Source organism: Antarcticimicrobium sediminis (assembly GCF_004348975.1).
Classification (GTDB): domain Bacteria; phylum Pseudomonadota; class Alphaproteobacteria; order Rhodobacterales; family Rhodobacteraceae; genus Antarcticimicrobium; species Antarcticimicrobium sediminis.
Window position 1 is genome coordinate 350392 of record NZ_SMFP01000003.1, and the last position, 20724, is coordinate 371115.

Here is a 20724-nt window from a genome sequence, read left to right on the forward strand (position 1 = left end):
CCAGGTCATCATCAGTCGTCATTCGTCGAAAAGCTGGCCCTTGATCGCGCGGGACATGCCCCGGAATTCCGCGATTGTCTGGCCGTTCTGATCGGTCACACTCACGTCGTAGATGCCGCTGCGCCCAGTCAGGCTGACCTCGCGCGCGCAGGCGCTAAGGCGGTCGCCCTGCTTGCCCGGTGCGACGAAGTTTATCAGATTGTGCTGGGCCACCGTGGCCTGATTGCGGCTGTTGCAGGCAAAGGCAAAGGCGCTGTCGGCCAGCATGAAGATCACACCGCCATGACAGATCGCATGGCCGTTGCAGTGGTGCGCCTCGACCGTCAGTTCCAGCGTCGCGGTGCCCGCGTCCACATGGGTGATCGCCATGCCCGCCCATTTCGAGGCGTTGTCATTGGCCCACATTGCTTCGGCGGATTTTTGGGCGCGCTCTGTCGGGGTCATGTTCATTCTCCCTTGAACACGGGGGCGCGTTTTTCAAGAAAGCTGGCGACCCCCTCGGCATAGTCCGCGCTTTCGCCGCAGGTCTTCATCGCCTCGGCCTCCAGTTCCAGATGATCGGCCAGCGTATCGGTGGCGGCGGCCTGAATCGTCTGTTTGGTCAGCCCCAGACCAAGGGTCGGGCCATTGGCAAGCTTTTCGGCCAGCGCGCGCGCCTCGTCCATCAGCGCATCATCGGGCAGCGCCTTCCAGATCAGGCCCCAATCCTCGGCCTTTTGCGCGCTGAGCGGCTCGGCAGTAAAGGCAAGGCCCTTGGCGCGCGCCTCGCCCAGTAGCTGCGGCAGATGCCAGCTGCCGCCGGTGTCGGGGATCAGGCCGACCTTGGAAAACGACTGGATGAACTTGGCGCTTTGTGCGGCCAGAACCATGTCGCAGGCCAGCGCGATATTGGCGCCAGCGCCTGCGGCCACACCATTGACGGCGCAGATGACGGGAAAGTTCAGCGAGCGGATCAGATTGACCAGCGGCGCGTAAAAGGTGCGCACCGTGTTGCCGAGATCAGGCGGGCCGTCCATCTTGCGCGGGTCGCGATCCCCCAGATCCTGCCCGGCGCAGAACCCGCGCCCGGCCCCGGTCAAAAGGATCGCCCGCGCGCCCGCGTCGCGGGCCGCCTCGATGGCGCCGCGCAGGGCATGGTGCATCTCTTCGGTGAAACTGTTCAGCCGCTCTGGCCGGTTCAGAGTGATCTCGACCCAAGTGCCGTGATCGCGGATCAAAATGGTGTCCGACATGTGGCCCTCCCCCTCCATAGGCGTGTCATGCGCTGACGATTGGGGGCTGCTGCGCAACATTGCCTCCCCCCGTCTCCTGACAAACATCTTGCATAAACCGACCGGACGGTCAATATATGTTTCAAACATCTTGGCGCGGCATCTGACCGCGACCGCCACGGGAGAGAGGACCGATTTCATGAGCATTCAACCGATTTCCAGTTTCGCCGCCGGAGAGTGGATCGCCCCCGGCGCAGGCGCGCGCGCCATCGCCAGCGCCATCACCGGCGAAGTAATCGCCAGCGCGGGCAACAACGCACTGGATGTGCAGGCGATGCTGGATCATGCCCGCGAGGTCGGCGGCCCCGCCCTGCGCGCGCTGACGTTTCATGACCGTGCCCGCATGCTCAAGGCGCTGGGACAGCACCTGAACGCCAACAAGCAGGCGCTGTACGACATCTCGTTCGACACCGGCGCGACCCAGTCCGATCATATGATCGACATCGACGGCGGTGTCGGCACCCTGTTCGTCTTTGCCTCCAAGGGGCGGCGTGAAATGCCCGACGATCATGTTTACCTTGACGGCGAGTTGGAGCAACTGGGCCGCACCGGCGCCTTTATGGGGCAGCACATCTGTACCCCGCTGCACGGGGTGGCGGTGCATATCAACGCTTTCAACTTCCCGGTCTGGGGGATGCTGGAAAAGCTGGCCCCGACCCTGCTGGCCGGGGTGCCTGCCATCGTCAAGCCCGCGACCAACAGCTGCTATGTCACCGAACTGGCGGTCAAACTGATGCTGGACAGCGGCATCCTGCCCGAGGGTGCGTTGCAATTTGTCGCCGGCGGGCTTGGCGACATGCTGGACCGGCTGGGCATGCAGGATGTGGTCAGCTTTACCGGTTCGGCCGAGACCGCGGGGATGCTGCGGTCGAACAAGACCATCCTTGAAAACTCGGTCCGGTTCGTCGCCGAACAGGACAGTCTGAACGCCTCGATCCTCGGGCCGGATGCACTGCCCGGAACGCCCGAATTCGATTTGTTCATCAAGGAGGTCAGCCGCGAGATGACCGCCAAGGCGGGGCAGAAATGCACCGCCATCCGCCGCATCATCGCCCCCGAACCGCAGGTTCAAGCGGTGATCGAGGCGTTGAGCGCACGGCTGGCGAAAACCGTGATCGGCGACCCACGGCTGGAGGGCACCCGCATGGGGGCGCTGGTGTCAAACCAGCAGAAACAGGACGTGTTGGCAAAGGCCGCGATCATCGCCACCGAGGCCGAGCGTGTGTTCGGCGACCCGGAGAATTTCGAGGTGGTGGGAGCGGACGCCGACAAGGGCGCCTTCCTGCCGCCGATGCTGTTCCATTGCGCCGATCCCGACCGCGCAGAGCGGGTGCATGACACCGAAGCCTTTGGCCCGGTCTCGACCATCATGGGCTATCGCGATCTGAATCACGCGGTGGAAATCGCCAAACGCGGTCAGGGCTCTCTGGTCGCCTCGGTCATCACCCATGACCCCGCCGTGGCGCGTCAGGTGGTGCTTGGCGCCGGGGCCTATCACGGGCGGATCTATATCAACGACCGCGATTCGATGAATGAGGCGACCGGCCACGGCTCTCCCTTGCCGCATCTGGTGCATGGCGGACCGGGGCGTGCCGGCGGCGGCGAAGAGATGGGCGGCGTGCGCGGCGTGAAACACTACATGCAACGCACCGCGATCCAGGGCTCGCCCGATATGCTGAGTGCGATTGGCAACAGATGGGTGCCCGGCGCGACCGAGATCGCCGCCCCCGCGCATCCCTTTACCCGCACATTCAACGAGTTGCGGATCGGCGAGACCCTGCACAGCGCGCCGCGCGTCGTGACGCTGGACGATATCGAGCACTTCGCCGCCTTCACCGGCGATACTTTCTATGCCCACATGGATGATGCGGCGGCCAAACGAAACCCGTTCTTTCCCGGCCGCGTCGCGCATGGCTATCTGCTGCTGAGCTTTGCGGCGGGGCTGTTCGTGGAACCCAACGAAGGGCCGGTGCTGGCCAATACCGGGCTCGACAACCTGCGGTTCATGAAGCCTGTGAGTGCGGGCGACAGCATCAAGGTGCGCCTGACAGTCAAACACAAGACGCCGCGCAACGACGACTATGGCGAGGTGCGCTGGCATGTCACGCTGAGCAATCAGGACGATGAGAAAGTCGCCGAGTACGAATTGCTGACCATGAACGCGTTCTGAGCGTCCGGCTCTGACGCTGCGCCATCCTGAGGTTTCAGGATGGTGCGCGGGTGCTGGCGGCGGTACTCTGGCGCCATGAGAGACGCGCCCCAAAGCTGGTTTGACACCTGCGCCCAGATCCTGACCGACCCGCAGAACCAGCGGGTCTGGTCCATCATCGTGTCGCTGTTCGGCGATCTGGCGCAATGCCCCGGCGACCGCTTGAGCGGCAGCGCGCTGTCGCGGATCATCATGCCGATGGGCATCAAGCCCGAGGCAATCCGCGTCGCCCTGCACCGGCTGCGCAAGGATGGCTGGATCGACAGCGCCCGCTCGGGCCGGGCCAGCGCCCACTTCCTGACCGAGTTCGGCCGCGCCCGCAGCGCCGAGGTCAGCCCGCGCATCTATACCCGGACACCCGACACGCCCACAGACTGGCATCTGCTGATCGCCGAGGACGGCAGCGGGCAATCAGCGCTGGACGAGATGCTGCTGGCCGCCGACTATTTCAGCCTTGCGCGCAACGTGGCCTTGGGGGCCGGTCCCGCCCCCGAAGTGGGCGACGAATTGATGAGCTTTGACGTGCACGCCCGCGCCGTGCCCGACTGGGTCCGGGCGCGTGCCTGTCCCGGCGATCTGGCGGCAAGCTGCCGCGGGCTGGTCGATGCGCTGGAACGCGCCGCCGCCCTGCTGCCATCAGAGGCGGAAATCACGCCGTTGCAGACCGCGACGCTGCGGATGATGATCGTGCACCGCTGGCGCCGGGTGGCGCTGCGCCAGCCCGACCTTCCGGCGCAATTCTTCCCCCCCGACTGGCCCGGACCAAGATGCCGGGCGGCCGTGTTCCGCCTGCTGGACCGACTGCCGCGCCCGGCGCTGGATCAGCTTGACGCCGACTGACCCCCGCTGTCACCGGCTGTCACCACCGCGCCGTCCTCGGGCCCGTCTATTTCGGGCCTGTTTTTTGCTCATCTTCGCATGCGCCCCCGCTCAGCCCGGCCCTGAAAGACCCATCGCGGCCCCGCCCGGCCCCGGAACCGCATGAGGCACGCGAACCGGCCTTGTGGCCCGGCACAACGGGCGCATAGCATGACCGCACACCGACCCGTTGCCGTGTAAAAGAGGGGCTAAGCCTTGCTGACAATCCTGATCATTCTTTTCCTGCTGATCGCAGGACTAATGGCGGCCGCCGTGCTGCGCTCGCGCGCTCTGGGCCGCGAGGCGGAACGTCTGGTGCCGCAAGCGGGCGAGATACAGCCGGTGCCGGGCGGCACGATCCACTTTGTCGATCTGGGCCCGCGCGATGCGCCGGTCGTCGTGCTGATCCACGGGCTGTCCGGGCAACTGCAGCATTTCACCTATGGCGTCGCGGATCTGCTCGCCGACGACTTTCGCGTGATCGCGCTGGATCGTCCCGGCTGCGGCTACTCCACCCGTGACAGTGATGGAGAGGCCGCGCTGTCGCAACAGGCGCGGATGATCTGGGCGTTTCTCGACAAGCTGGAGGTCGACCGCCCGGTTCTGGTCGGGCATTCGCTGGGCGGCGCGGTGGCGCTGGCCATGGCTCTGGAGCGTCCCGATCAGGCGCGCGCGCTGGCACTGATCGCACCGCTGACCCACGACCAGGGCGAGGAAAGCGCGGCGTTCAAGGGGCTGGCGGTAGCGTCGCCCCTGAAGCGACGGGTGATCGCCCACACCATCGCCGTACCGATGGCACAGCGCAGCGCCGCCGCCGTACTGGAACAGGTGTTCAGCCCCGAGCCCTGCCCCGAGGATTTTCTGGTGCGCGGCGGCGGTGCGCTGGGACTGCGGCCCAAGGCGTTCATCGCCGCCTCGGCGGATTTCATGGCCGCCAATACCGGCATCGCGGCGCAACAAGCCCGCTACGCCACCGCGCTGAAGACCCCGGGCGGGGTGTTGTTCGGGGCCGCCGACGGCCTGCTGTCGCCCGCCCGTCACGGCGCACCGATGGAGCGCTATGGCCTGAAATGCGAAGAGGTGGCAGGTGGGGGCCATATGTTGCCGATCACCGTGCCAGAGATCTGCGACAAATTCATCCGACGCATGGCCGCAAAAGCGCCCTGACCCCCCTGCCCGTGCCAGAGCAAGATATCACGGGCAAGCAACGGGCACTGAATACGAAAATCCACGGATTTCCCGCTTGACCCGCCCCTCTGAACCCCCTAAATGCGCACTCACTCATGGCGGAGTAGCTCAGTTGGTTAGAGCAGCGGAATCATAATCCGCGTGTCGGGGGTTCAAGTCCCTCCTCCGCTACCAAATTCCCTCAGGTAAATCAGCGACTTCCTCCTGTGTGGGGTTATCTGTCGGGCTGCAAAATGCGTTCCGGGGTGGCGCCGGGGTGGCAGAACGGCGCCGCTGCATCGGTGTTTCCATTCCCGTAGCCTATTCACCCGATCCCGTACGAGGACACCGGCATGGACCGTGCTCCTAGGGCTCCCATAACAACCCAGCGCGAGGCCGCCCTGACCCGTCCGTCGGGTGGATAGACGCCCACACACAGGTTGGCGATGCGCTCGACCTTCAGGTCGTTCACTGCGAATTCGGTTGGTGTATCGAGCATGTCGAGGCTGGCCGCAATGCGCCCGGGAAAGGATCTTTCACTTGTTCGTCGGCCTCGCCGATGGCAACATGCTTTACGGGAAAAAATAGGGGGAACTCGCGTGAAGGACAGCGCAGTGGAAAGTAATACCATCAGTCTTCGCCGTACCGTTCGGGACTGGCGCGATTGGTGGGAAATCGAGACTGAACTGTTCTTGACGATGGCCTCCAAGGCTTTGATCCTGGACCTGTCCGACATTCACGAGAGCCATTCAACGATCCGCGCGCTCTTCTACGGGTCTAATTATAAGGACCGCATCGAAGCTGCCCTCGACGATTGGGCTGAATATGTCACACGTCACCTGCCTGGCGCCGCGAGAATGGAGCTTTCTTTTTTATTGCGCCATGAACATTTGCCTGAGCCCATCACCCAAGACATTCATACGAAAGGCTTCTCTTGGGTTGATACCCCAACATTCTCGCGGTTGCGCGAGGAGGCTCTCAAGGGCGGCTCCGAACTGCGGGAGATCGTGCGCGTCGCAGTCTTGGGCGAAGACAGTGACGGGGAGGGACAGTCGTTGCGTGCAGCAGTGCTCGACCATTTGAAGACACTTGAGGCAATCGCCATGGAAAAGGAGTGACCCATGTCAATACCATTTGAAATCCCGGCTCACTTCGTCACCGCCGAAAAACTGGGACAGGTGGTGCGGTTCGGAGCGATCCTGAAAGATACCGAAACGGGGCGCATCGTCGCCCACATGCAGGAGACCGGTTTTCTGAACCAGTTGGCCAACTTGCCGGCCAACGCCTTCCTGTCGCCGGTATCTACCCTCTCATCGGTCGCATCCAACTACCAACTTTATCGCGTGGATCAGAAAATCACGGCAATGCAGCAGATGCTTTCGGGGCTGCAATCCATGCAGATCGCAAATCTGGCGCTTGCGGGTCTCGGCATTGGGATCAGTGTCGCGGGCTTCGCCGTGATCAAGTCGCGCATCGACAAGGTCTCGACCAAGATCGACAACCTGGAAAGTCTGATCAGCCGAGAGTTCGAGGACCAGCGCTTGCGCGAGTTGAAAAACCTCGAAGCCGATCTCGACGGCCAGCTCGATCACGCGGAGGAAGGATGGACCAGCACGGACGGCCTACGCATATGGACCCGGGTGGCCGACCGCCTAAACGACATGGTCTACTACTACCCGAAACTGATCGAGGAGCATCTGGCCGCGCAAACCCCGGACTTGAAGCTCGCTGGCTATTTGCTGGAGCGGTATCGTGTGTTGGCAGCGACCCGGGTGGAATGTCTCGTGTTGATCGGTGAGTTGGAAAGCGCCCGCGACTTCTCGCGGCGCTTCATGGCGCGCAACGCCCGCCTGCTGGACCCCGTGTCACCGCTGGACCTCGCTCGCCGTCGCGCTGCAACCGCTGAAGGGGATGCCCTTACACGGGAGGCCGCCTTCCGGCGCGAGATTGAACCTGCCAGACAGTTCACCGCCGCGATCCGGGAATTCCAGGATCTCTCCGAGACCCGCCCCTTGCTGATTGAAACCCTGATCGAAAAGCGCTTGAACGGCCGCGACTACATCGAGCAGCTGCGCGCGGAGAAGGAAACACCCCTCCTGCTGCTGCCGGCAGCCTGACCGCGGCGCGGCTTAAAACGCCTGCGCCGGCAGCCAGAGCACGAGCGCGGGGAAGGCCACCAGCAGCGTCAACCGCAGGATATCGGCCAGGATGAAGGGCACGATGCCCCGGATCACGGTTCCCTGCTTCACGTCCCGCGCCGCAGCCTGCACCACGAACAGGTTCATCCCGATGGGCGGTGTGATCAGCCCGATCTCGGCGACCGTGACCACTATGATACCAAACCAGACCAGGCTGAAATCCAGCTCCAGCGCGACCGGTGCCAGCAGTGGCACCGTCAGCAGGATCATGGACATCGCATCCATGAAACAGCCCAGAACGATGTAGAAGATCAGGATCAGGACCATGACCGAAGTCGGGCCAAGGCCGGAATTGCGGATCTGTTCGATCAAGAATTGCGGCAGACCGGTGTTTTCAAGGAAGAAATTGAACAGGGCCGCCCCGATCAGGATGAAAAAGATCATCCCGGTCAGCCCCGTGGTCTCAAAGACCGAGGCCCTCAGCGTCGCGCGGTTCAACTCGCCCGAGAACAGCGCCAGAACAAAGGCACCGAGCGCGCCCACGGCGGCCGCTTCCGTCGGCGAGAACCATCCCAAGTAAATGCCTCCGATCACCACGAAAAAAAGTACCATCACAGGCCAGACCTGCCCCGTGAGGCGCAGCCGGTCGCGCCAGCCGGTCCGTTCGGATCGGGGGGCGATACCCGGATTCAGCCGCACGCGGACCATGATCGCACCAGCATAGAGCGCGGCCCCCAACAACCCCGGCACCAGCGCGCCGATAAAGAGTTGGCCGATCGAGCTTTGGGTCAGCAGCCCGTAGATGACCAGCAGCACGGAGGGCGGAATCAGAACCCCCAGCGTACCGCCAGCCGCGACGGTGGCGGTGGCCAGCGATGGATCATAGCCGTGCCGCTTCATCTCGGGCAGGGCAACCCGACCGATGGTGGCCACGGTGGCCAGCGACGAGCCGCAGATCGCGCCAAACACCGCGCTCGCGCCAACGGTGGTGATCGCCAACCCGCCCTTGCGGTGTCCGATATAGGCGTTGATCACGTTGAACAGCGACCGCGACAACCCGGCGTGCGAGGCGAACACCCCCATCATGACGAACAGCGGTATCACCGAAAAGGAATAGGGAAAGATCGACTCAAACGGGCTGGACCCGAGGATATAGGCCGCCCCCATCCAACCGTTCAAATACCAGTAGCCCAGAGCCCCGATCGCCCCCATGGACACCGCCACCGGCAGGCCGAGGCCGATCAGAACCAGTGCGGCGCAAAAGCCCAGCAGCCCGAGGATTGCATCACTCATGATCCGGTGTCCTTTTCAAAGCCTGGTGCAGTTCGAGCAGCACACCGAGCATGGAGGCGGCAAGCCCGACCAGCAGCGGGTACCAGTACCACGCGACCGGAATCCCGAGTTGCTGGGACTTGTCACCGAACATCGTGCGGGTCTGGAAGGTCAGAAAGCCCTGCCACAGCATCAGCGCGAGAAGGCCGAGGGTCAGGGCGGCGGCCAGCAGCCGCAAGGCGACCGCCAACGAGTCGGGCATCAATGCCAGCAGGAAATCCACGCTGACATGTGCCGCGGACATGAAGGCATAGGGCATTGCAAGCCAAGCGCCTGTCACCACGAAAAGCTGCACCAAGTCGACCACGCCTTCGATCGGCAGCCCGATCCGGCGGCCCAGAACATCGGCAACCGTCACCACCGCGGCGGCGCCATAGGCGATCACACCCGCCATTGCCATTGCCGTGACAAGGCTCCGGGCCCGTTTCGCAAGCTGTGTTGCCAACCTCTTTCCCCCTTCCGAAAACCTCCGGCCCGCGCAAGAACACGGGCCGGAGCAATTGTCAGACCATGACCGGCATCAGTCCTAATGCGCCGCTTCATATTCCCGGATTTTGTCCTGCATCGCTTTGTAGATATCTTCGGCGTTGTCAACGCCGGCATCCTCGACGGACTGAAGATAGGACGCCATCATCGGTTGCAGGGTCTCTTCCCAACGCGCGCGTTGCGCGTCCGAAAGCGTGATGATCTCATGGCCAGCGTCAACCGCCTCCTGGCGAGCGGGGGCATCCCATTGATCCCACCAGTCGCCGAACTTCGCGACCAGATCCGCGCCCGAATATTTGTCGATGCAGGCCTGAGCGGTGTCGCTTAGACGATCGTAAGAACGCTGGTTCATCACGTAAAAGAACGAGACGGTATAGGCTCCAAGATCGAGATGGTAGTTCAACACCTCGTTCAGGCCAAAGCTCTTGACCGGATCCCATGGGAAAACGGTGCCGTCGATGACGCCACGCTGCAGGCTTTCATAGACTTCCCCCGGCGGCAGACCCTGCGGATCGGCACCCAGAAAGGACAGCATCTCGGACACCGCAGGGCTGGGGGTGCGGATGCGCAGCCCGTCCATGTCCTCGATCGTTTCGACCTTCTTGTTGGCAGTGTGCAGCAGGCCGCCGTTGTGGGCATGAAGCGCCAGCACTTTCAGTCCGCGGTATTCCTCGGAGAGATACTCCGGGTAAAGAGACCAAAGCGCATAGCTTGCCGCGCCGGCGTCATCAGTCAGGAACGGCATGTCGATCAGCGAGGTGCGCGGGAAACGGCCGCGCGGGATGCCATGCAGACCGTGGGCGATATCGACCACCCCGGCCATCACCTGTTCCTGCTGCCGCGCCACATTGCCCAGCTGCGAGCCGGCGGGAAAGATCTCGAACTCGACCTCGCCATCCGTGCAGGCGGTGACCTGTTCGGTCCAGGGCACGATGAAATCGGTGTGGATGCCGTGCACAGCGGGAAGGTAATGGCTCACCTTCAGCTTGATCTTGGCCTCGGCACCGGTTGCGCCTGTCAGGGCCACGGCGGCAGAAAGTGCCGCGCCGGCCAGAAGATTGGGTTTGCGTGTCATCTGAGAATCCTCCCTGTGATATCTCGGGGTTGAGGGTAATGCGACCGGTCGCTGGACGTCAAAGCGCCAGCTTGATCCGGCCGCCATTCTTTGCGCGCGAACAGCAGGACATCATGCGATTGTTTGCGGCCCGTTCGCGGCGCGACAGCACGCTGTCGCGGTGGTCGATGTCGCCGTCGAGCACGGTGACATCGCAGCTGCCGCAGAGCCCTTCGCAGCAGTCGGAGGCGACGTCGATGCCAGTAGCCTGGATCGCGTCGAGCAGGGTTTGATCGGCGGCGACGTTCAGGGTCAGGCCGGAATCCACCAGCTCGACCTCAAAGGCGGTTTCCTTGTCCGGGTCGAGGCCGGTGTCATGGGCCGAGAAATGCTCGAAATGCAGCGTGCCTTCGGGGCGCTCCGCCGTCAGATCCTCCAAGGCGGTGATCATCCGCTCCGGCCCGCAGCAATAGATCTGCCCGCCCTCGGGCAGGGCGGCCACGATCGCCGTGAGATCGGCGCGAGCGCCTTCGTCCTTGATGTGCAGGCTCAGATGGCCCGAATGATCGGCCTGCAGCCGTTCCATCAGCGCCATGGTCGCGCGCGACCGGCCGCAATAATGGATCGCATAGGGCTTCCCCAGACTTTTCAGCCGGTCGGCCATGGCAAGGATCGGGGTGATGCCGATGCCACCGGCGATCAGCACATAGGCGCAAGCCTCCTCGTCGAGCCGGAACAGGTTGCTGGGGCCACGCAGGCGCAGTTCCATCCCCTGTTGCACGCTGTCGTGGAGATAGCGCGATCCCCCGCGCCCCTCGTCTTCGCGCAGAATGGCGAGGTCATAGCCCGGCGCATCGCTGCGCCCGCAAAGCGAATACTTGCGGTCATACCCACCGGCGACCAGCTCCACATGCGCCCCAGCGCTCCAGCGCGGCAGCGGGCGGCCCTTGGCGTCTTGCAGCGTCAGCCCAAGGATGCCGTCCGCCTCTTGCCGAACCTCGGTGACGCGGACCTTGCGGGCGATGTCGCGCCGCGACGGCGCGCCGACCGGGAAGCGCTGGTGATCGTGGGCCAGTTGCGGCTGTGCGCGCTCCGGATTCAGTTCCGGATCCCATTCGACCCACAGATGGTCGGGGCCGCGGAACGAGGTGTTGGGCAGATAGGTGAAATCCTGTTCGGCCAGTCGCAGATGCGGCAGACGGCGGCTCATCTCTTCGAGAAAGATCCGCATCTCCATCCGACCGATGTTCTTGCCCATGCATTGGTGGCTGCCATAGCCAAAGGTCAGGTGGTCGACCGCATTGTCGCGATAGATGTCGAAGCTGTCGCCGCCCTCAAAATGCCGCTCGTCCTGATTGCCGGAAGCCTGCACGATCAGCAGCTTTGCCCCCTCGGGCAGATCGACGCCGTTTAGCGTGGTGGGCGCCGTCACCTGCCGCCGCCAGGCGACGATGGAGCCGGCAAAGCGCAGGCATTCCTCGACCGCGTTGGGGATCAGGCTGGGATCGGCGCAGATGTCGTCCCAAGCCTCGCGGTTGGACAGCAGCGTCTTGAACATATTGGTGGAGGCGAGCGAGGTGGTCTCATGCGCCGCGACGATGATCGCCATCATCATCGAATGCACATAGCTATCGGTAACCACGTCGGGCATCTCAACGTTCTTGCGGATGGTCTCATGCATCCAGCCGGTGCCCTCGGGCTCGGCCTTCATCTTTTCGATGACCGTGCCCGCGTATTGCCAGAACTGGCCAACGTCATGGGCGATGGCGATCTGCTGTTCGTCCGTGGGTTTGCCCCATGTGTTGACCGAATGCGCGACGGAGAAATTGCGCAACACCGCGATCTCGTCCTCGGGCACGCCGAGGAAATGCAGCGCGACGTTGAGCGGCACCTCATACAGCAGGGATTCGACCAGATCGACACGGTCCTCGTCGATGAACGCATCCATCTTTTCCCGCGTCAGGCGCCGGACCATCTCTTGGTGATGTTCGAGGTTGGCGGGAATGAAGTGATCCATCAGGGCGCGGCGGCGCTCCATATGTGCCGGTTCGTCCTCGTTCACCATGGTGCGGTTCATGGCGTAGCCGTAGCTTTTCAGAACCTCCATCGCCTCGGGCGTGGCGGGGGTGATCTTTTCCAGCACGTTGCGGGGCGAAAACAGGATGCCGTCGCGAAACACCGCCTTGATGTCGTCATAGCGGGTCACGACCCAGTATCCGAGCGTCTCGGCATAGAACACCGGAAGCTGATCGCGCGACCAGCGCAGCGCCTCGGCCGGGTCAAGCTGATAGGGGCCATCAAAGGCATCGAAGGCGCGCGCCAGCGCGAAGGGATCAGATACCGGGCAGCTGCCGTGTTCTGCCGAGTCTGCGGGCGCGCCGCTAAACGGGCAGGCTTGCGGTTGGGCTGATCGCTTGTGCGAGGTGTCCGTCATATCTCCGCCTCCTCTCGGAAATGATGTTCGGCTCCGATCTAATTTACTAATACTGTACATACAATCGCAAATATCGGTACGATATGCGCGAATATCGGGACGCGATGTTGCCGAACGCGCAGAATGTGGCTAATGGCGGGATCGGAGACAGGCTGAAACAAGCAGGGCGCGACATGGCACAAGGCACGCTTCAAACGCTGGATCGCGGGATCGAGGCGCTGTTGCTGATCGCCCGCACCCCGGGGGGGCTCAAGGTGGGCGACCTCGCGGAACGCCTCAAGTTGCACCGGGCGATAGCGTACCGGATCATCGCAACCTTGTCGGCCCACGGCATGGTTCGGCGGGTGGAAGACGGGCGCATCGTGCTTGGCGCTGCAGCGTTCCAACTGGGCGCGCAGGCGGCTGACAGCGTCCGGTCCTTGGCACAGCCGATTTTGGAGGATCTGGCTGAAACCACGGGGGCGACCGCCTTTCTGTCCATGGCCGAGGGCGCGGACTGCGTCGTGGTCCAGACTGCGGAGCCGCGCCGCGCGGTGGTCAATATCCACTATCGTGTCGGCCTGAGGCATCCGATCAGGTTGGGGGCCGCCGGGATCGCGATCCTTGCCGCGCGCCCGGCGCATCCCGATGACAGCGAAGAGATCCGCACCGCACGCGAACAGGGGTATAGCGTGACCCGAGGGCAATTGCACAAGGGCGCCGTCGGCGTGTCGAGCCCGGTGCGCCTGCTCGGCGCGGCATTCGCGGGCATGGAGTATTCGATCGGCGTTGTCGCGCTGGAAGCCCTTGACCTGGACCTTGCCTGCCGTGCCGTCCCGGAGGCGGCGCGCGCCTTGTCCGGGCGGTTCGACTGACATCCGGGTCTGGTGACGACTGGTCCACACGTGGCACGGATTTCGGGCAATTCTCCCTCCCGATTGTACGACGCGGGCGGGATCGCCCGGCACCCGCCCGGGGCCAGAGGACCAGATCTCGACCGTATCCTGCCAACCGCAAAGCAGGGCACCGAACGACACCAAGGTAGACCCTTGCAGGGCCGGAAAATCCCTCGCCGCAGCGAACACCGTATACCCGCCCCAGAGCGCGAGGAAACCCAGGCCGCCATCAGACAGTAAATCAGAGATCCCTGCCCTGTCCCCGGATTCGGCGCTGCACCCATATTTTACAAAGGGTTCCTTTACGTGGTGGTAATCATGGACTGGGCCACGCGTAAGGTGCTGGCGTGGCGGCTCTCCAACACGCTGGATGCCAGCTTTTGCCCTCTTGTCTTAAAAATTTCTCAGCTCTCGTTGCATGATGGGAGCCACCACGCAGATCGCGCAAATCGGCGTGGTGGCGGGGGATGGATCGTACCCCTCTTGGTCATAAAGGACCGTTGCCGAGGGTCCTTTATGGTCGCCCCCGCGTTGTGTTCGAACCTGAACGGAGTTCTGAGGGTTCCGAAAACGATCCAGTGAATCATTTTCCTGAGGAACGGGCTTCGGGCCCGCATGACAAGACGAGGTGAGAGATACTCCATGCAGGATACCATTGGCATCGATATTTCCAAGAAAGTACTTGATGCGTACTGCTCAACAAGAGACGAATACCGGCAGTTTTCGAACGATACCACGGGATTGGCCAAGCTGTTGCGATGGGCATCCGTGGATACCGCGCTCATCGTGCTCGAAGCGTCCGGCGCATACCACCGGGAACTCGAGCGTGTGTTGTCGCGCCGGAGATTGACCTTCGGATCGGTCAATCCCCGGCAGGCGCGACGTTTTGCAGAAGCGATTGGCTGTGTTGCCAAGACCGACAAACTGGACGCCAAGATGCTGGCACGGATGGGGGCTACGCGCAGCTCGAACCCTCGGCGGTGCAACCGGAAATCGTTGCAGATCTACGAGAATTGGAGGTGTTTCGCCGGGGCTTGGTCAAGGATCGTACCGCCGCAAAGACGCGGCTCAAGACCGCAAGACAGGCCATGCTGCGGCGTCTCCTCGCGCAACGGCTGGCACAGATCGAGCGACAGATTGTGCGGGTTGATGCCACCATGCAGGCTCTCATTTCCTCCGACACAGGGCTGGCGGAACGGTTAGACATCCTGATCAGCATTCCCGGCATATCAATCGTCTCGGCGACGGCCTTGCTCGCAGACATGCCGGAACTCGGTGCAATCACCGGAAAGGAAGCTGCCGCCTTGGCCGGCTTGGCGCCAATGTCGCGCCAATCAGGGCAATGGCGAGGTCAGGAACGGATCCGGGGAGGCCGCCAATTTGTCCGGCAGGCACTATTCATGCCAACGCTCAGCGCCATCCAGCACAACACCTCCGCCAGAGCGAAGTTCGAAGACCTCGTTCGAGCCGGAAAACCTCGAAAAGTTGCAGTGACCGCTGTCATGCGGAAACTTGTCGTTCTGGCGAATGCATTGCTCAGAGATGGTCGAAAATGGGCTCCTGAAGCCACTTGATCATCACGGATACTCGGCAGTGTCACCGCAGACGGGGCCTACGACACCCGCAAGTGTCACAATGCCATCCACTGCCCGGCAGTGCATGTTTCCATGCACGAGAGGGGCTGGCTGTGGGGCAAATGCCGTAACGTGTCTTACATTCGAAACATGGGGCCTTTGTACCGTTTACATATTCTGCAGGTGATCGCGGGTAGCCTGATCGCCTACAGAGCGTTATGAGAGGTCATTCAACAAAGGCTTCGAACTGGTCCTGCAGGCGGCGCATTTTTTGGATACGTTCGGCAACCTGACCGCCCAGTTGCGCAATGACATCGTCAAGTAGCAAGTTGGTAAGCGTTGCGAAGGGGGTCTGGGAATCCCAAAACAGCTCGGATTCGGTATTTACCGCCAGTACGTTCTCGGTGAAATCATGTGCCCAGTAGCAATGGGTATCGCAGATAATGACCAGAGGAATGCCGGCTTCAGTGGCGGCGCGGGCAAGCTGGAAGCTCAATTTTGTATAGCGGCGCATCTCGAACAGGATCAGTAGCTTGTCGTTGTCGCCAGAGGCAAAGAGCTCACTGAATGTACCGCTTTTGCTTTGCAGGAAAACCGCGTTGGGCCGCACGTATTCGAGCCGCCCGGCAAAATCGGAGGCGATGCCGCTGATGGTCTGAAAACCTGCAATAAAGACTGTCTCTGCCGAACACAGCTGTTTGGTCACGCATCGCCAGCTCGGGCTGTGACGCAATTCGTAGACGGCGACGGTGGCCTGCAGTTCTCGCTCCAGGTTATTGGAGAGCCGCGCATCTGCCCCCGGATCTGTTCGGATACGGTCGACCCGGTCCGATACCAACAGCGGCGTCGCCGCCATATAGGCGCGCAGCCGCTCTTTCAGATCGCTCAACCCCTTGTACCCCAGCGTTCTGAGGAACCGGCTGACTGTCATCTGGCTGACGCCGACACTGTCGGCGATCGAAGCTGCGGTCTCGTACGGCAACTGTCGCATATGGGCGAGAAGATAGGTGGCGACCGCCTTTTCGGATTTCGTCAGGTCCGGGAAGGCTTTGCGAAGTTTATCGGCTAACGGTTCGGTCATCGGTTCATTATCGCAATTTTGTCAAACCATGGTTTGGCCTGTTCCAGTTGCGATGCCAAGCGGATCAGGAGAGCCTCCTCGCCAAATCGTGCGCTGAACATCACCCCGATCGGCAGGTTATCAGGTGACCAGTGAAGCGGCACCGACATGCTTGGTTGTCCGGTCATGTTGAAAAGTTGGGTGAAGGGGCTGAACTCGGCAAGGGCTCGGCCATAGGCCTCCAGATCCGGATTGTCGGTGCGCTGCGGACCCAGCGGCACCGGCGGTTTGGCCAGCGTAGGGCTGAGGATCACGTCATAGGTTTCGTGGAACTCCGCCATCCGGCGCCCCTGCATGTGGATTACCGAAATCGCAGCGGGATAGGCGTCGGCATCAAGCGTCGCGGCGTGTGCAACGGCGTTCCAGGTTACCGGATCGACATCGTTTTCCGAAAGCGGCCGACCCAGTTGTGCGGCGCGTTTCTTCAGCGTCACCGAGACATTGCTGGCCACCAGGGCCCAAAGGGCGGATCCCAACTCTTCCCAGTCTCCAGGTGGCTGCGCATCCTCGACGTCATGACCGAGCGTGGCCAAAAGATGCGCGGCCTTCTCAGCGGCGCGCGCGCATTCGGGATCGACTGGAACCCCGGATATGGGATGCCGCTGGAGACCGATCCGCAAACGTCCCGGTGGCTGGCCGACCTCTGAAAGAAAGGGGCGTTCGACGGCGGGGGCGCAATAGGGGTCGCCCGGGGCATAGCCTTGGGTCGCATCCAACAGCGCCGCACTGTCTCGTACGCTGCGGGTCAGGACGTGGTTCACAGAAAGGCTGCCCCACCCTTCGCCGGCGTAGGGCCCGGCCGGGGTCCGGGCGCGGGTGGGTTTCAGCCCGAACAATCCGCAGCACGAAGCAGGGATGCGGATCGAGCCGCCGCCGTCGCTTGCATGCGCCGCCGGTACGATACCCGAAGCCACTGCCGCAGCCGCCCCGCCAGAGGAGCCGCCGGACGTTCTGTCAAGCGCCCAAGGATTGCGGGTGGTACCGGTAAAGCTGCCCTCGGTTGAGGCCGCCAGCGCCATTTCCGGCGTCGTCGTCTTGCCGAAGATCACCAGCCCGGCCTGTTTGTAACGGGCGGTCAGGGTCGAATCCGCCTGTGCCGGTGGCTGGTCTGCGTAGAAACAGGACCCATTGGTGGTCACGGTTCCCCTCAAAGTCGCGCCGATGTCCTTGAGCAGAAACGGCACCCCGGCGAACGGCCCCTCTCCGGTGCCCACGCGAAGGGCCTCGCGCCCATGATCGTAGAGCTTTTGGGATAGCGCATGCACCGCTGGATCGGCCGATTCCGCGCAGGCGATCGCGGTTTCCAGCACTTCGCCCGCCTCAACCTGCCCGTCGCGTATAAGAGCAGATAGCCCCAAAGCGTCGTGTTCGCGGTATTCGGTTTTCCCAATCATATGCGGCCCTGTTTTTCGTCGAGTGCCCGAGCAAGCGGGAGTGTCAGCTTGTCGTACCTAAGTTTGCCAAATAACATTGCTTGACTGAATGTGAATTGTCTACCATCAATATCGGTGTCGACGCCAAACATGGCGTGCCGATGTCGCAGTATCCTGCAACTCTCGGGTCAAATTTCAGGAGAGCAAAAAAATGAAAATGACAAGACAACAGGGAATTCTCGGTCTCGCCTTCGCTGCGGGGCTGGGGATGCTGACGGGGCTGCCGGGAGCAGCCTATGCCGCGGATGATACCATCGTCTGGGGTAAGCCAGGCGAGATCACAGGGTTCGACGCGCATGTCGCGGGAACCGTGGCCTCGTGGCAGATGTACCAGATGGTTTATGAAACGCTTCTGACCACCGATGACTCCATGGCGCTGCAGCCGGGGCTCGCCGAAAGCTGGGAGCAAACCTCACCCACCAGCTATGTCTTCAAAATCCGTCCTGGTGCGGCCTTTTCCAACGGTCGTGCGGTGGTCGCCGCCGATGTGATCGGCAGCTTGATGCGGATTAAGAATCCCGAAACGGCCTCGTACTGGACCGCGCAGCTCGGTACGATCGCCAAGATCGAGGCACCGGACGATCACACCGTGACGGTCGAGCTCGAGGCGCCGCACACTGCCTTTCTGGCCGCGCTGGCGCATGTCACCGCAGCGATCATGCCGATCAAGGAGTTGGAGGAGGGTAGCTTCGATCCGACGTCGCAACTGATGGGGTCAGGTCCCTTCATGGTTGCCAACCATAAACAGGATGAAAGCTGGTCGCTGACCAAAAACCCACACTACTGGCGCAAAGACGCAACCGCGCCTGAAACGCTCAGTGCGCTGATCATCCCCGATGATTCCGCCCGTATGGCAGCCTTGCGCGATGGGCGGATCGATTTTACCACGTTCAGCAACCCCGACGTTGCGCTGATGTTGGCGCGTGACAGCAATATCGAGGTGCTCCCGCAACAGACCACCAATTACTACCGGATGGACGTGAACGCGAAGAGCGAGACCTCGGCCTTCCACGACATTCGGGTGCGTCAGGCCTTCAATCTCGCGCTCGACAGGGATGCGATCAACGATCTGGTCTTTGCCGGCTCCACCACGGTGGACTACCCTGTGCCTGCGGCCTTCGGCAAGGACGCCTGCCACAACACGTCCACCTATGCACTATCGCGGGAGGATCGCCTGTCAAAGGCCAAGGATTTGCTGGCCGAAGCGGGCAAGCCCGCACCCGAAATCACCATCATGGCGACCTCGGCAGATCCGGTCTATGGACGCATCGCCCAAGTGGCGCAGCAAAGCATCACGGAGGCCGGCTTCAAAGTTGATATCGTGCAGCCTCCGGTCGCCGAGTATCTCGACAAGGTGTTCACCAAGGGTGAGTTCGACGTCTCGCTCTCATGGCTCGCGGGCTATACCGACCCCAGCATGGTGATCGCTTGGTGGAACCCGAACTTCGCCATATGGAACCAGTCTTTCCAAGAGGACGTACCCGCGCTGGATACCGCTCTTGAGGAGGTGAAATCCCTGCCGGACGGCGAAATCCGTGACACCAAGCTGGTCGAGATCTGTGACATGATCGACGATGGCGCCAACCTGCTCGCGCTGGTCAGCCGCACCGACTACATCGCCTACCGCTCCGACACCATCGAGGTGAAGGTGGCGAAACGCTCCGGTTCGTCGAATACGTTCCAGTTCATCTATGATTTCAAATCTCTGGACTGATCGCAGACAAGACAGTTGCGCGGACGCTCCTTGTTGATCGTCCGCGCGGCCGCTGCATCCATATAGGCTGAATGATGCGTATCCTTCTCTATTTTCTGCCAAAGCTGATATTTGCCTCCATCACGATGCTGGGGGTCTCAGCGCTGGTCTTCCTCGCACTGCGGATGATCCCGGGCGGCTATGCCGACGTTCTGCTCGGCCCCTTCGTGACGCCAGAGGCCCGCGAAGCGATCGCGGTACGCTATGGCCTCGATCAACCTCTTCTGGTTCAATATCTGAACTGGCTTGGGGCCTTGTTTCAGGGGGATATGGGCGTTTCGATGGTCACCCGCGCGCCGGTGCTGGACGAGTTTCTCCGCCGTGCGCCGGTGACGCTTGAATTGGCACTGTTGGCTCTGGCCTTTGCGCTGGCGGGCGGCCTGCCTTTGGGCATCCTCGCCGGTATCGCACCGCCGGGGCATCGCGGCGGAATATTGGCGCGGCTGGTTGGTGCGCTGGGGGCCAGCGTTCCCGATTTCGTTCTGGGCAGCCTCCTTATTTTCGTCTTTTCGGTCTGGTCGCTATGGCTGCGGGTCGGCGGATATGTCAGCCCGATTGAGGATCCGGTGGGCAATCTGCGCACCATGTTACTGCCGGCCCTCACGCTGTCCCTGTTCGGTATCGCGCTGGTGCTGCGCACCACCCGCGACGCCGTGCTGCGGGTAATGACCGAGGGCTATATCACCACCGCGCTCGCCCGGGGCGAGCGACCGTTCGACATCATCCGGCTGCACGTGCTGCGCAATTCTGCAATCCCGATCATTACTGTTGTCACCACCTATTTTGGTTTTCTTCTGGGCGGTGCCGTCGTCGTTGAGGTGCTGTTTTCGATTCCGGGTATCGGCTTTTTCATCTTTAGCGGCCTGGAAAATCGAGACTATGCCATCGTACAGGCCGGCGTGCTGATCGCGGCCGCGGTCTTTATCTCCATCAACATGCTGGCCGATCTTGCCTATGCGTTGATCGACCCCCGGGTCGGAAGCGGGCGGCACTGATGGCAGTCGCGAAGGAGATTTCCGC

At 62.3% G+C, this 20724-nt stretch carries 16 protein-coding genes, 1 tRNA gene and 1 pseudogene; 10 read left to right on the plus strand and 8 right to left on the minus strand.

Annotated features, from left to right (window positions below; translation table 11 throughout):
• Positions 1 to 18 precede the first annotated feature (18 nt).
• Positions 19 to 444: a hydroxyphenylacetyl-CoA thioesterase PaaI gene (gene paaI / locus E1B25_RS07215; RefSeq protein ID WP_132828085.1), complete on the minus strand. Its 426-nt coding sequence runs from the start codon at positions 442 to 444 to the stop codon at positions 19 to 21.
• Between the two features lie 2 nt (positions 445 to 446).
• On the minus strand, positions 447 to 1232 hold the full coding sequence (gene paaG, locus E1B25_RS07220; protein ID WP_132828086.1) for a 2-(1,2-epoxy-1,2-dihydrophenyl)acetyl-CoA isomerase PaaG: 786 nt from the start codon (positions 1230 to 1232) through the stop codon (positions 447 to 449).
• Between the two features lie 178 nt (positions 1233 to 1410).
• Between paaG and paaZ the strand changes: the two genes are divergently transcribed.
• From paaZ to E1B25_RS07250, 6 genes are all read left to right on the plus strand, one after another.
• Positions 1411 to 3441, plus strand: coding sequence for a phenylacetic acid degradation bifunctional protein PaaZ (gene paaZ / locus E1B25_RS07225; protein ID WP_132828087.1), 2031 nt, complete (start codon positions 1411 to 1413; stop codon positions 3439 to 3441).
• Between the two features lie 75 nt (positions 3442 to 3516).
• A complete protein-coding gene (locus tag E1B25_RS07230) occupies positions 3517 to 4320 on the plus strand; it encodes a PaaX family transcriptional regulator C-terminal domain-containing protein (RefSeq protein WP_132828088.1) in 804 nt (267 codons plus the stop codon).
• A 234-nt stretch (positions 4321 to 4554) separates the two neighbouring features.
• Complete coding sequence (locus tag E1B25_RS07235; RefSeq protein ID WP_245510635.1) at positions 4555 to 5505, plus strand: alpha/beta fold hydrolase; 951 nt, start codon at positions 4555 to 4557, stop codon at positions 5503 to 5505.
• 118 nt (positions 5506 to 5623) lie between these two features.
• Positions 5624 to 5700 (plus strand) — tRNA-Met (locus tag E1B25_RS07240).
• A gap of 404 nt (positions 5701 to 6104) precedes the next feature.
• Positions 6105 to 6623 carry a hypothetical protein gene (locus E1B25_RS07245; protein WP_132828089.1) on the plus strand — a complete coding sequence of 173 codons (519 nt, stop codon included), beginning with the start codon at positions 6105 to 6107 and terminating at the stop codon, positions 6621 to 6623.
• 3 nt (positions 6624 to 6626) lie between these two features.
• Positions 6627 to 7622 (plus strand): hypothetical protein, encoded by a 996-nt coding sequence (locus E1B25_RS07250; protein ID WP_132828090.1) that lies wholly within the window; start codon positions 6627 to 6629, stop codon positions 7620 to 7622.
• Between the two features lie 12 nt (positions 7623 to 7634).
• Here the strand turns inward: E1B25_RS07250 and E1B25_RS07255 are convergent, their stop codons facing one another.
• The 4 genes from E1B25_RS07255 to E1B25_RS07270 form a co-directional block, all read right to left on the minus strand.
• Positions 7635 to 8936, minus strand: coding sequence for a TRAP transporter large permease (locus tag E1B25_RS07255; protein ID WP_132828091.1), 1302 nt, complete (start codon positions 8934 to 8936; stop codon positions 7635 to 7637).
• Positions 8929 to 9420: a TRAP transporter small permease gene (locus tag E1B25_RS07260; protein WP_206338510.1), complete on the minus strand. Its 492-nt coding sequence runs from the start codon at positions 9418 to 9420 to the stop codon at positions 8929 to 8931. Before E1B25_RS07260 ends, E1B25_RS07255 begins: the two co-directional genes overlap by 8 nt.
• Before the next feature lie 81 nt (positions 9421 to 9501).
• Entirely contained in the window at positions 9502 to 10536 is a 1035-nt protein-coding gene (locus E1B25_RS07265; protein WP_132828092.1) for a TRAP transporter substrate-binding protein, read from the minus strand.
• A 58-nt stretch (positions 10537 to 10594) separates the two neighbouring features.
• Complete coding sequence (locus tag E1B25_RS07270) at positions 10595 to 12949, minus strand: cytochrome P450/oxidoreductase (protein ID WP_132828093.1); 2355 nt, start codon at positions 12947 to 12949, stop codon at positions 10595 to 10597.
• Between the two features lie 83 nt (positions 12950 to 13032).
• Here E1B25_RS07270 and E1B25_RS07275 point away from each other — a divergent pair, with 83 nt between their 5' ends.
• Both E1B25_RS07275 and E1B25_RS07280 read left to right on the plus strand, forming a co-directional pair.
• Positions 13033 to 13803, plus strand: coding sequence for an IclR family transcriptional regulator (locus E1B25_RS07275; protein ID WP_206338511.1), 771 nt, complete (start codon positions 13033 to 13035; stop codon positions 13801 to 13803).
• Between the two features lie 663 nt (positions 13804 to 14466).
• Positions 14467 to 15398 (plus strand): annotated as a pseudogene (locus E1B25_RS07280) (IS110 family RNA-guided transposase).
• A gap of 226 nt (positions 15399 to 15624) precedes the next feature.
• Here E1B25_RS07280 and E1B25_RS07285 read toward each other — a convergent pair.
• Both E1B25_RS07285 and E1B25_RS07290 read right to left on the minus strand, forming a co-directional pair.
• Positions 15625 to 16479 carry a MurR/RpiR family transcriptional regulator gene (locus E1B25_RS07285; RefSeq protein WP_132828094.1) on the minus strand — a complete coding sequence of 285 codons (855 nt, stop codon included), beginning with the start codon at positions 16477 to 16479 and terminating at the stop codon, positions 15625 to 15627.
• Positions 16476 to 17912, minus strand: a complete 1437-nt coding sequence (locus E1B25_RS07290; RefSeq protein ID WP_132828095.1) for an amidase — start codon at positions 17910 to 17912, stop codon at positions 16476 to 16478. The genes E1B25_RS07285 and E1B25_RS07290 overlap by 4 nt, the downstream gene beginning before the upstream one ends.
• 190 nt (positions 17913 to 18102) lie before the next feature.
• Between E1B25_RS07290 and E1B25_RS07295 the strand changes: the two genes are divergently transcribed.
• The gene (locus tag E1B25_RS07295) at positions 18103 to 19665 is read left to right on the plus strand and encodes an ABC transporter substrate-binding protein (RefSeq protein ID WP_132828096.1); all 1563 of its coding nucleotides are present in this window, start codon (positions 18103 to 18105) and stop codon (positions 19663 to 19665) included.
• 74 nt (positions 19666 to 19739) lie between these two features.
• Positions 19740 to 20699, plus strand: coding sequence for an ABC transporter permease (locus E1B25_RS07300; protein ID WP_132828097.1), 960 nt, complete (start codon positions 19740 to 19742; stop codon positions 20697 to 20699).
• The last annotated feature ends 25 nt before the right edge of the window (positions 20700 to 20724 follow it).